Raw genomic sequence first — 11,352 nt, forward strand, 5'->3', positions numbered from 1 at the left:
TGGAGTTCTGGGGACGGGCGGCGCTGCGCCCCGGTCGCTAGTCGATGATGACGAGCCCGCCGTCGCGGTCGACAGGGCGCCAGGCGGCGCTGTGCACATGCGATCCGGCGATGACGCGCGCGGCGATCGACGCCGTCCAGAAGCCGACGGCCACAGTCAGACGCCTGCGGTCCTTCACCCCCGGTATCGGGGCGAGCAACCGCCGTTCCTGAAGAAGGGCCTGCCGCCGCCGCACGATGTTCTCCACGCCGGGGTTGCTTTTGCCGACGAGACGGAACTCGGAGCCCGGCAACACGATGAAGCGATCATCGCACTGAAGACCCCAGGCCCAGAGCCCGCAATGCGCGGACTGCATCGTCGGCGCCGCCGGGTCGACGGTGCTTGCGCCCTTCTCGTGCGGAATCTGCACCTCGCCGCTCGGGGGGCGGCGATGCGGCTCAAGCAGATTGAAGCCGATATCCCACAGAAGATGACGCTCCTCCTCGATGGCCGCTTCCGTCATGGCGGACATTGCCTCGGAGAGGTTCACCGGTTCCGGCGGGGCGCCGACGAGCCTGGCGCGGGATGCCTCCGCAATGAGGGCGGCGTAGCGGGCCTGCCGGTAGCGCGCGAACTCCTTCGACTGCATGAGGCTCGGCCAGGTCACAGCGTAGAAGGTGGCGAAGTGGCGCTTCGCAGGATCCTTCAGATGATCGGCGTGGCGCTGGCGCGCATTGCCGGTCTCGCCGACATACACCTCGAGGCTCCCGTTGCGCTCGCCGACGAGCATATAGACGGCCGGGGTCGCGGGAAGCCCGACCGCACGCAGCGCTTCCGGCCGGTGGAAGGGCCCGGAGAAGACCTTGATGGAGCCGAGGCCGTTCTCGGCGACGCGGGCGCCGTTCGGCGCGGCGAGGCTGTCGGGCCGGTGGATCACCGTCACCCGGCCGTGGCCGTGGCTGCAGAGGGTGGCCTCGTCGAGACGTCCGATGGCGCTCCGCTCGACTTCACCGGGCGTAGAGATGACGTTCTTCTTGCTGTTTCTGGACATGAAGTCCTCCTGTCTTGAGGCGTGGAGGACGACCGGAGAGAGCGGCTGGCCGACGGCTGGCGCCGCCGGAGGCCCTGGGGGATTGGACAAGCGCCTGCGGCCGGACGAGGGGATGGTGTCCGCAGCAGAGATCATTCCGGAGCATGAGGCAGCCGCCACTGTTTCCGACGGGGGGAAAGCGCCGGGGGAAGGCATCTGCAATGTCCGGAGAGCTCGGTGGACGTCAGCCGTCGACTGGACGCTCTCCTCGATCGTCAGATCAGATGGAGATGTCGATCAGGTGCGGCGGTGCGTTGCACCGGGCGACGCCGAGGACGGCAACCGCGTCTCGCACAGACGTCGGGACGTGCGGACAAACGACAGGGGGATTTCGAACAAGGCCCATCTCGGGCTAGGACGATAGTCAGCCATGGCAAGCACTCCTAATGCTTGTGGTGGTCAGGCCGCCGGTGCTGTTCCCGCAGCTCCGGTGGCCGCTTGATGTTCCCGTTGCCGGAAACACAGTCAACCTGGCAGGACCCGGTGAGTTTGGGGGATCCAACCAGGAACGTGGTTAACGACCGCGGGGCTTCGTCTTCTTCCTGCGAGGAGGCGGTCGCTTGCGAACCGCTCGGCGCGGTTTCGGTTCTTCGTCCGCGTCTTCGAGCCGCCCTCGATATGGCGGGAGATCGAGGCCTTCCAGAAGCGGCAGGGCTGCGAGCCGCGCCACTCACTTCTTCGGAAGCCAAACCTGTTCCGATCGGCGTCGGCCGCGATCGTCGGCAGGTGCGGTCGGTTCAGGGGAGCTCTTTGGTTGCGCCTGGCAGGCTGGGCGGAGCCGTCTTCAGAGGTCGTGAGGAGCCCGAAACCCTACCACCTTCCTACCAGGCCCCGGAGAAAGCGCCTGTGGAATCTGGCGTCGTCAACTTTTTGGAGGTTGGTAGGATCTTGGTAGGATTCGCCGTTTCGGGCGAAATGGCCCCGCCGCGCCGCTTTCGGCGCTCGCCTAAAACACTGATTTTGTGACGAAATCTGGTACGAACGGGTGGATTCGAACCACCGACCTTCGGAGCCACAATCCGACGCTCTAACCAACTGAGCTACGTTCGCACGCTGTCGCGGGACGGGCGGACCCTAGTGTTGCGCCGCGCCGATTTCAAGCGCCGAGAAGGCACGATGCGACCGATGGCGCGACGCTTGTGCGCCCGCTCTGCCGCAGAAGCGAAAAGGCCCGCTTCCGCGGGCCCTTCAGGCAGGCATATTGGCGAGGAAAAGCGCCTCACTTCTCGGCGGCGCGCTCCAGGTTCTTCATCGCCGCAGCGCGGGCGGGGCGCGAGGTGTCCTCCGCGAGTTTGGCGAATAGCTCGCGCATCTCGCCGGCCTGGTCGATCATCGCCTCGAAGCGCTCGCGCAGGAAGGCGCTCTGCGCCTCCACGGCGTCGGCGAGACTGCTGGCGCCGAGCATCTGGCGGGCGAAGGCGAAGGTGGCGTCGCTATTGGCCTTGGCGTTGTCGAGCGCCTTGTACTGGATGCCGAGCACGCCGTCGCGGGCGTTTTCCACCGTGTCTTCCAGAACATCGGTAGTTTCCTCCGCCGCCGCCTTGACGCGGGCATAGCCATCGCGCGCATTGGTGAGCGTGCGCTCCGTCATCACCTTGAACGCCTCGGGCATCTCGATCTGCGAAAGACCGAACATCTCGGCGAAGGCCTCGCTCGTCTCCTCCGTCTGGCGCTTTGCGGCCGCCGGCGCGGCCTCGCCGGCCGCTTCGCTGCCGGCCGCGGTTTCGGCGGTGGTCTTGACCGTCTTCTTGGCCGGGCTCGCGGCTTTCTTCGCGGTTTCCTGGGCGCTGGCGTTCTGATCGGCTTGGGGCATGGTGAGGCTCCCTTTCTGTGCCGCCTCGCGCGGACATTACGGCCGGCGAAGGCTTGGTCTCCAGCATGAAGATAGCATGAATATTGTGCATTGCAACAAAATATTGCGGCGCAGCAAGCGCGTCACGTCGCCGATTGCGGCGCGCGCTGCCTCAGGAGGGTTAACCATTGTTAACGAAAAGCCGGTTTGCGACTTGCGCGCAGGCTGCGATTTTGAGCCTCTCCGGTTACCTTTTCTTAACCAATGACGCGGGGCAGGGGCGAGATACGCATGCAGGCCGGCACTGAACGCCTGATCGAATGGATGAGCGAGGAAGAGCTGGCGCGGCTCGTCGGGGAGGCGCGGCCGGCCTTCCTCTTCCGTCTGGCGGATGCCCGTCTTGCCTGGGCCAATCCCGCCGCCGGGCGCCGCCTCGCCCGTTCCAGCCTTGCGCAGGTGCTTGGCCTCGGCCTCGGCGGCGCCGATCCGCTGCGCCAGGATATCCGCAGCCTTGCCAGGACGGCGGGCGAGCGGGTCTCCCTCGGCCGGCTTCGCCTCAATCGCGGCTTCGGCGCCGTGCCGGAAATGTGCGAGTGCCGCCGGCTGACGCTGGCGGGCCAAAGGTTCCTTCTCGCCCTCGCCGCGCGGCCGGAAAGAGCGCCGACGCCGCAGGAGGCGGCGTCCTTCTTCGCCGGCGGGGCGGTGGCCGCGCGCCTGGCGCCGTTCTCGCCGCCGGAGGCGGCCCGGCTGGAGGAAGCCGGCGCCGCGCGGCCGGTAAGCCTTTCCGGCGGCTGGCCCGGGGCGGGAAGGCTTCGCCGCGCCGTGCTCCTGCGCCTTGGCGAGCGCGACCTCGTTCTCATCGACCTTGCCAGCGATCTCGGCCCGGCCGAGGCGCTCGGCGCGGCGCAGAAGCAGGAAAGCCGCCCGGCCGAAGCGGAACCGGCGGCCCCCTTGCCGCAGGCGCTCGCCGTGGAAAGCCCGGCCAACGACGACGCCGCCGCCAAAGCCGGCGAGGCGGCGGTGGCGGACGCGCAGGCGCCCGCCGAGCCGGAAGCGCCCGCCGCACCGCACGCGCTCGCCGATGAAGCCGAAGCCGGCTCCCCCGGCGAGGAGGCGGTGCGGAAAGAAGCTGCCAGCGAAACGACGGCCGACGCCTTTGACGAAGAGGCCTTTGACGAAGAGGCCCTTGACGAAAAGGCCCTTGACGAAGAGGCCGGCCGGCAGGAGCCGCATGCGCCGCCTCCTTCCGAAGAGGAGGCGAGACGAAGCTCTGCCGAAAACGACTTGACCGAAGCCGTGCGCCGCGCCTTGCCGGCCTGGATCGCGGAGCGTCTGACGACCTACGAGCCGCATGCCGATGCGCAGGCCGCGACCGGCGAGGAGGGGGCGCCAGCCGCGCCGGCCGAACCCGACGAGCCTGCCGGGGAAACGGACGACGCGTCGCCGGCGCTTGAGGATGCGCCGGCGGGCGAGGGCGAGGAAGAAGCGCCCCGCGAAGAGGAAGCCTTGCCGGCGGGCGAGGCGCGGACGCCGGACGAAATCGCCCGAGCGGCCGACGAAACCGCCGAGGCGGATGAGAAAACCGCACCGCCGCCCAACACGCCGCAGCCGAGCGTCAGCGAGGCGCGCCCCGGCGAGGCGGGACCTGGCGAGGAACGCGAGGCCGCAGAGCCGCCGGCGGACGAAGCCACGCCGCCGGTGCCCGCAAAGGGACAGGGGAACGCGGAACGGGCGAGCGAGGCGCGGGCGAGCGAGGCGCCGCCGGCGCCATCCAAGGAGGACGGCGCGCCCCGCACGGCCAAGGCTTTGCCGCCGGTCTCGGTGCGTTTTCTGTGGCAGACGGACGCCGCCCATCGCATTCTCTTCGTCTCGCAGGGCCTCAATCAGCTGGTCGGGCGCAATGCCGAGATCGTCGGCGAGAGTTTTCAGGATGCGGCCGCGCGCCTGCGCCTCGATCCGACGGGGCGCATCGCCAAGGCTTTTGCAGCCCGCGACACCTGGAGCGGGCTGACGGCCTGGTGGCCCTCGCCAGATGGCCGAACGCGCATTCCGGCCGAGCTGACGGCGCTGCCGGTCTTCGATGCCGATCGCGGCTTTCAGGGCTTTCGCGGCTTCGGCGTGCTGCGCCCCGCCGAGGCCTTGAAGGCGGAAGCCTTCGATCTTCGCTTCCCCCCGCCCGACAACGGGGCGGGACCGGGCGAGCCGCCCACGTCAGGCCAGGAGGACAACGTGGTTCCATTCCGCAGCGACCAGGAGCGGCTGTCGGAGTTTGCCAGCCTTTCGCCGCAGGAGAAGCGGGCTTTCGAGGCGATCGCCTCCGCCCTCGGCGCGCGGGTCTCCGACTTCACGCCCTCCACCGGCACCCCGGCCGGCGACCGGCGTCCCCTGCCGCAGGCCGAGCCCGCCGAGGGCAAGGAGCCTTCGCAGGAGGCGGCGCCTGTCTCGCAGGAGCAGCCTCTTACCGAGGAGGAAGAACCCACCCCGGAGGAGGGGGCCCCGGAGGAAGCGGGCCCGGAGGAAGCGGGCCCGGAGGAGGCGGCCGCCGCCGCCATCGAGCCTCTCCTGCCGGAGGAGGCGCCGGAGCGCGCCTTCCCGCCATCGGGCGAAGAGCCGCCGGTCTTTAAGGAGCCGGAGCCGGCCGCCCCGGCCGAGCTTGGCCAGGAGCGCCGGCCGCTGCCTTCGGCGGCCTTTCTCGCCGCCAAGGTCGGCGAGCTGGAGGCCATCGTCGACACCGCGCTCGATGGCGTCATCGTCCTTGACGGCGAGGGCCGTATCGAGAGCGTCAACAGCAGCGCGGAGGCCTTGCTCGGCATCGAGGAGGAGGAGGTCGTCGGCGAGCCTTTCCGGGTGCTCCTGGAGGAGGAGAGCCGCGAGACGGCGGAGGCCTATCTGGAGAGCCTGAAGAGCGCCGGCATCAGGAGCCTCATCAACGAGGGGCGCGAGGTGCTGGGGCGCGCCGGCGGCGGCCCGATCGCGCTCTTCATGACCTTCGGCCAGGTCGGCACGCCGGAGCGGCCGCGTTTCTGCGCCGTCCTGCGCGACATCACCCAGTGGAAGGAGACCGAGGCGCGGCTGCGCGAGGCCCGCGCCGAGGCGGAGCGGGCCTCCACGCAGAAGTCGGACTTCCTCGCCCGGGTGAGCCATGAGCTGCGCACCCCGCTCAACGCCATCATCGGCTTCGCCGAGGTGATGGTGGAGGAGCGCTTCGGCCCCATCGAGAACCAGCGCTACCGCGAATATCTGCGCGACATCCGCGCCTCCTCCGAGCATGTCGTCAGCCTCATCAACGACCTTCTCGACATTTCGCGGGTGGAGGCGGGCAAGCTGGAGCTCGATTTCGCGGCCGTCAACGTCAACGACGTGGCGCGTGAATGCGTCTCGCTGATGCAGCCGCAGGCCGGGCGGCGCCAGGTCATCATCCGCTCCAGCCTGGGACCGGACCTGCCGCCCATCGTCGCCGATGCGCGCACCCTGAAACAGATATTCTTCAATCTTCTCTCCAACTCGGTGAAATACACCGATCCGGGAGGCCAGGTGATCGTCTCCACGCGTCTGGAGGAGGATGGCGGGCTGGTTCTGCGCGTGCGCGACAATGGCGGCGGCATGAGCGAGGCCGACCTTGCCAAGGCGATGGAGCCCTTTCGCCAGGTGGTGGTTTCCGGCGTCGGCACCGGTGGTGGCAGCGGCCTCGGCCTTCCGCTCACCAAGGCGCTGGTGGAGGCCAACCGCGCCGAATTCACGCTGAGGAGCGCCCGCGGCGAAGGCACCATCGCCGAGGTCGCCTTCCCCTCCACAAGGGTGCTGTCGGAATAGCGGCCGGCCTCAGGCGACCTGCGCCAGAACCGGCGCCCCGCCATGACGAGGCGCTTCGGAGGTCAGAACGCGGTTCCGGCCGGCGGCCTTGGCGAGGTAGAGCGCCGCATCGGCGTTTTCCATGACGCTCTCCAGCGTCTGCGCCTCCAACGGCGCGCTCACCCCCGCGCTGAGCGTCGCGCCCACCGGCAGCCGGCCGATCTGCCGGCCCTCGCGCGCGAAGGCCAGTCGGATCCGCTCGGCAAGGGCGAGGCCGCCGGCCAGATCGGTTTGCGGCAGGAAGGCTGCGAACTCCTCGCCGCCGATGCGCCCGAAGATGTCGCCGGGCCGCAGATCGCGTCCCGCCGTCTGCGCGAACATCGTCAGCGTCATGTCGCCGATGGCGTGGCCATAGGTGTCGTTGACGACCTTGAACCGGTCGAGGTCGAAGACGATGAGGGCGCAGGGCGTCCCGTCCTGGTGGCAGCGCCGCAGGCTCCGCGCCGCCTTCTCCATGAAGCTGCGGCGGTTGAGGATGCCGGTGAGCCCGTCGGTCTCCGCCTTCAGCTTGTGACCGAGCTCGCGGCTCTCGCGTATCGCCGCGACCAGGAAGATGGTGCTGCCGATGAAGAAGATGAGCACCTCGAACTGAATCATTTTCAGCGCCCACCAGACGAATGGCTGCAGCGCCGCGGGCGGCAGGTAGAGGAGCGGGATGGTGGCGAGCGCCGCCGCGGCCTGGCCGAGGCACAGCGCCGCCAGCGCCCAGCGCGCGCGAAGCGGCTGCGACGCCTGAAAGGCGAAGGCATAGGCGGCGGTGGCGAGATAGCTCGCCGCGACGACGGCGTGGACGACGCCGATCGGATCGCTGGCTTGCGGCGGCAGGGCAAGGACCGCCAGAAGGACGGCGCCAGGCCCCGCCATGACGACGGAGACCGGCGTGGCGCGTTCGTTGAGAAGGCGGGCGGAGGTCCATAACAGCGCCGGATGCAGCGACAGGAGGACGTAACCGTCCACCAGTACGACGCTTTCGTCGAGCCCGCTGGCAAGCCGCAACAGGCCGCCGGCGAAGAAGAAATTGGCGGCGACCCAGCCCAAAAGCGGTGTCATCTCGCGGTACTGGAAGCGCGCCACCAGGAGCAGGACGCCGCTCACCACGGCCACGAAGGCTGCCATGACCATCATGGTGACGACGTCTAGCTGCATGGCAGACTACACCCGCTTTCCGGCCCCGCTCGTGGCCGATGAAGCGCGGCCGCCGCGGAGCTTTAACTCCAACTGACAGCTCATAAAACCAATGAGTTTAGAGAGTTACCAATGTGCCGGGAAAGCGTTGCCGTGGTGAACGGCGCGTTAGCCCTTCGCCTTGCCCGTCACATGCGCGATGGTGACGCTGACGCTCGCCACATGGCTCTCGCGTTCCCCTGCCAGGGCGAAAACCTCCGATTGGCAAAAGGAGAGCATCCGCCCGGTCTTGACGACGCGGGCCCGGCACAGGAGGCGCTCGCCCTTTGCCGGCCGCAACAGGCTGATCTTGAATTCAGCGGTCAGCACCAGGAAGCCTGCGGGAACGAGGCTTGCCGCCGCCCCGCCGGCGCTGTGATCGGCGAGCGTCGCCTGCACGCCCGCATGCACGAAGCCGTCGTGCTGGCAATGCCGCTCGCCGAGGCCGGTCTGCGCCACCACCTCGCCGGGCTCAAGCGACACCATTTCAATACCCAAGAGCTTCACGAACGGGGCGGTGGCGAAGATACGCTCCACCCGCGCCCGCCAATCGGGATCGCGCGGCGTTAGGGCCGAAGCCTCCGCCCTGGCGAAGGCCGCGCCGGCACCGTGCTCAGAAGGCATATTCGGAAAACAGCGGTTCGACGGAATTGCCCCAGCGCGTGCGGTACTGGGAGAGAAGCTCTTCCGCCGGCGTGCGCCGCAAGGCGAGCGTTTCCTCCAGCGGCGCCAGATATTCCGCCTCCGAGAAGCCGCCGCTGCTCATCTGCGCCCGGTTCTTCAGCCCCGTGCGGGCGATCTCCACGGCCCGGCGCGCAACGGTGAGCACCGTTTCCTGGCGGAAGGGGGTGGCCAGCCCCGTCTTCGGCACATGGTTGCGCAGCGCCTCGCGCTCGGCCGCGCTCCAATCGGCGGTCAATTCCTCCGCGGCGCTGAGCGCCTCCTCGTCGTAGAGAAGCCCGGTCCAGAAGGCGGGCAGGGCGCAGATGCGCCGCGTCGGCCCGCCATCGGCGCCGCGCATCTCCAGGAAGGTTTTCAGCCGCACTTCCGGAAAGAGGGTGGAGAGGTGGTTCATCCAATCGCCCATGGTCGGCTCCAGATTGGCGTGGCCATTGGCGCCCGGCCGCTCCAGATAGGCGCGGAAGGTGATGTCGGTCATGTCGATGTAGCGCCCGTCGCGGATGACGAAATACATCGGCACGTCGAGGGCCCAGTCGACATAGCGTTCAAAGCCGAAGCCCTCCTCGAAGGCGAAGGGCAGAAGGCCGGTGCGGTCCGGATCGGTGTCGCGCCAGATTTCCGCGCGCCAGGAGAGGAAGCCGTTCGGCTTGCCCTCCGTGAAGGGCGAATTGGCGAAGAGCGCCGTGGCGATCGGCTGCAGGGAGAGGCCGACGCGCATCTTGCGCACCATGTCGCTTTCGGAGGCGAAGTCGAGATTGACCTGGATGGTGGTGGTGCGGAACATCATGTCGAGGCCCTTGCCGCCGACCTTGGGCATGTAGTTCGCCATGATGTCGTAGCGCTGCTTGGGCATCATCGGCGTCGCCGCGCGCGTCCATTTCGGGCTCATGCCGATGCCGAGGAACCCGATGCCCAGCGGCTCGGCGACTTCGCGGACCTGGGCGAGATGGGCATGCGTCTCCCGGCAGGTGCGGTGGAGATTGGGCAAAGGCGCGCCGGAAAGCTCGAACTGGCCGCCCGGCTCCAGCGAGATGGCGCCGCCGCCCGTCGGGTCGAGAAGGCCGATAATGTGGTCCCCGTCGTAGATCGGCTCCCAGCCGAGCAGGCTCTCCATGCCCTTCAGGACCGCTTCGATGCCGTTCGGCCCGGCATAGGGCACCGGGCTGTTGCCGTCGCGGTAGAAGGGCAGCTTCTCGTGCTCGGTGCCGATGCGCCATGTCTCCTGCGGCTTGCAGCCGGCTTCCAGCGAGGCGACGAGCTCCTCGCGGCTTTCGATCGTCTGGGCGTTGGCTGTATCGCGGGCCATTCTTGTCTCGGCGGGTTTCGCGGCTGCGGCGCGTGACCATAGTGGCGCCGAATGCGGCTTTCCAAGCCTTTTTCCGCCTCAATTTCGTGAACCTATCCCGCCGCTTTGCGTTGGCAGGGCTATGTGCGCCGAAAGGCGTGGAAAGGTACGAAAATGGCAAACGCGACAAACCGCGTTCTCCTCGCCGCCCTTCTGGTCGCGGGCGCCTCAGCGATGCCGGCCGCGGCCGCCGAGGAGAACTTCATCGATCGTTTCGACGGCGCCTGGGGCGGCGGCGGCGTCGTCATCGAGGACGAGGAATCCGGCCCGACCAAGGTCAATTGCTCGCTGCGGGGCGAAGGCGAAGGCAACGAGATCAAGGTCTCCGGCCGCTGCCGGGCCTATGCGATCTTTTCGCGCAAGGTCGCCGTCAATGTCCGCTATCAGCCCGGTTCCGGCACCTATACCGGCACCTACACCGGCTCGCCGGCCGGCGTCGCCCGCCTGTCGGGCAAGCGCCGCGGCGATACTGTCAGCCTGACGCTGACCTGGCCGAAGGAGGTGATGGGCGACACCAGGGCCTCCATGTCGATCACCAACGACGGCAATGGCCGGGTGCGCGTTCTCGTCAACGACAAGGTCGGCAAGGGCCCGGTGAAGCCGATCACCGACCTCGCCCTCGCCAATTCCTAGGGCCGTTCTGGCTCAACTTCCAAGACTCAATCTCGTGAACGCCAGTCGCCGGCGGCGGCCTGGACGAGCGCCAGGGCCGCCACGGCGGCGGTATCGGCCCGCAGGATGCGCGGCCCGAGCGAGATCGGCACGGTCGCCTCGCGGCCCAGAAGCGCGGCGCGTTCGGCCTCCGAGAAGCCGCCTTCCGGGCCGATGAGCAAGGCGAGCCTTGCCCCGCCCAGCCTGGAAAGGGCGCTGAGCGGCTCGCCTTGGTGGCGCTCGTCGCAGAAGATGAGGGTGCGCTCGCCCTCCAGCGCCTCGATGGCCTCCGCCAGCGGCTTCGGCTCGTCGATCGCCGGCAGGCTGAGGACGCCGCATTGCTCGGCCGCCTCGATCGCATTGGCCTTGAGGCGCTCCAGCTTCAGGTGGCGCACCTGGGTGAACTGGGTGATGACCGGCTGCAGCCGCCCGGCGCCCATCTCCACCGCCTTCTGCGCCATATAGTCGAGCCTCGCCTGCTTGAGCGGCGCGAAGAGATAGAGGAGATCATAGGGCGGCGTCTGCTCGCGCGTCTTGGCGCCGACGACGAGCTTGGCCTTCTTCTTGCCGGTCTTTTCGATGGCGGCGCGCCATTCGCCCTCGCGGCCGTTGAAAAGGAGGATTTCCGCCCCGTCCGTCAGGCGCAGCACGTTGAGGAGATAATTCGTCTGTTCCGGCGACAGCGGTACTTCCGCCTTCTCGCCGAGCGCGCTCTCCACGTACAGGCGCTTGGTGGTGAAATCGTAGGCCATGGGCGCTTTCTCTCTGACCTTGCCGAAAAGCCGCTTGAAGCGGCGG

General features: G+C 68.5%; 8 protein-coding genes and 1 tRNA gene. 2 read left to right on the forward strand and 7 right to left on the reverse strand.

Features of this window, described 5'->3' with window-relative positions:
- Positions 1–37: 37 nt before the first annotated feature.
- The 3 genes from Q331_RS0114320 to Q331_RS21795 all read right to left on the reverse strand — a co-directional run bounded on the left by Q331_RS0114320 (position 38) and on the right by Q331_RS21795 (position 2,882).
- Positions 38–1,030, reverse strand: coding sequence for a GIY-YIG nuclease family protein (locus tag Q331_RS0114320; protein ID WP_026381248.1), 993 nt, complete (start codon positions 1,028–1,030; stop codon positions 38–40).
- A gap of 1,012 nt (positions 1,031–2,042) precedes the next feature.
- Positions 2,043–2,119: transfer RNA gene (locus Q331_RS0114325), tRNA-His, on the reverse strand.
- Positions 2,120–2,288: 169 nt separating this feature from the next.
- Positions 2,289–2,882 carry a phasin family protein gene (locus Q331_RS21795; RefSeq protein ID WP_034492344.1) on the reverse strand — a complete coding sequence of 198 codons (594 nt, stop codon included), beginning with the start codon at positions 2,880–2,882 and terminating at the stop codon, positions 2,289–2,291.
- Between the two features lie 270 nt (positions 2,883–3,152).
- Here Q331_RS21795 and Q331_RS23760 point away from each other — a divergent pair, with 270 nt between their 5' ends.
- A complete protein-coding gene (locus tag Q331_RS23760; protein ID WP_051631187.1) occupies positions 3,153–6,674 on the forward strand; it encodes an ATP-binding protein in 3,522 nt (1,173 codons plus the stop codon).
- A gap of 9 nt (positions 6,675–6,683) precedes the next feature.
- Here Q331_RS23760 and Q331_RS0114340 read toward each other — a convergent pair whose 3' ends face one another.
- The 3 genes from Q331_RS0114340 to Q331_RS0114350 form a co-directional block, all read right to left on the reverse strand.
- Entirely contained in the window at positions 6,684–7,859 is a 1,176-nt protein-coding gene (locus Q331_RS0114340; RefSeq protein WP_034492346.1) for a GGDEF domain-containing protein, read from the reverse strand.
- Positions 7,860–8,006: 147 nt separating this feature from the next.
- Positions 8,007–8,501, reverse strand: coding sequence for a PaaI family thioesterase (locus Q331_RS21805; RefSeq protein ID WP_084175068.1), 495 nt, complete (start codon positions 8,499–8,501; stop codon positions 8,007–8,009).
- Positions 8,491–9,864 carry a glutamate--cysteine ligase gene (locus Q331_RS0114350; RefSeq protein WP_026381250.1) on the reverse strand — a complete coding sequence of 458 codons (1,374 nt, stop codon included), beginning with the start codon at positions 9,862–9,864 and terminating at the stop codon, positions 8,491–8,493. Before Q331_RS0114350 ends, Q331_RS21805 begins: the two co-directional genes overlap by 11 nt.
- A 153-nt stretch (positions 9,865–10,017) precedes the next feature.
- On the opposite strand from Q331_RS0114350, the gene Q331_RS0114355 reads away from it, so the two are divergent.
- Positions 10,018–10,536 carry a hypothetical protein gene (locus Q331_RS0114355; RefSeq protein WP_026381251.1) on the forward strand — a complete coding sequence of 173 codons (519 nt, stop codon included), beginning with the start codon at positions 10,018–10,020 and terminating at the stop codon, positions 10,534–10,536.
- Between the two features lie 26 nt (positions 10,537–10,562).
- On the opposite strand, the gene Q331_RS0114360 is transcribed toward Q331_RS0114355, so the two are convergent.
- Positions 10,563–11,306, reverse strand: a complete 744-nt coding sequence (locus tag Q331_RS0114360; protein WP_026381252.1) for a 16S rRNA (uracil(1498)-N(3))-methyltransferase — start codon at positions 11,304–11,306, stop codon at positions 10,563–10,565.
- Positions 11,307–11,352 lie beyond the last annotated feature (46 nt).

The sequence above is a fragment of the Afifella pfennigii DSM 17143 genome (assembly GCF_000688515.1).
Classification (GTDB): Bacteria; Pseudomonadota; Alphaproteobacteria; order Rhizobiales; family Afifellaceae; genus Afifella; species Afifella pfennigii.

Bases quoted from the DNA above. Each gene is read 5' to 3' on its own strand.
- Q331_RS0114320 (WP_026381248.1), bottom strand. From the start codon at position 1,030: ATGTCCAGAAACAGCAAGAAGAACGTCATCTCTACGCCCGGTGAAGTC.
- Q331_RS21795 (WP_034492344.1), bottom strand. From the start codon at position 2,882: ATGCCCCAAGCCGATCAGAACGCCAGCGCCCAGGAAACCGCGAAGAAA.
- Q331_RS23760 (WP_051631187.1), top strand. From the start codon at position 3,153: ATGCAGGCCGGCACTGAACGCCTGATCGAATGGATGAGCGAGGAAGAG.
- Q331_RS0114340 (WP_034492346.1), bottom strand. From the start codon at position 7,859: ATGCAGCTAGACGTCGTCACCATGATGGTCATGGCAGCCTTCGTGGCC.
- Q331_RS21805 (WP_084175068.1), bottom strand. From the start codon at position 8,501: ATGCCTTCTGAGCACGGTGCCGGCGCGGCCTTCGCCAGGGCGGAGGCT.
- Q331_RS0114350 (WP_026381250.1), bottom strand. From the start codon at position 9,864: ATGGCCCGCGATACAGCCAACGCCCAGACGATCGAAAGCCGCGAGGAG.
- Q331_RS0114355 (WP_026381251.1), top strand. From the start codon at position 10,018: ATGGCAAACGCGACAAACCGCGTTCTCCTCGCCGCCCTTCTGGTCGCG.
- Q331_RS0114360 (WP_026381252.1), bottom strand. From the start codon at position 11,306: ATGGCCTACGATTTCACCACCAAGCGCCTGTACGTGGAGAGCGCGCTC.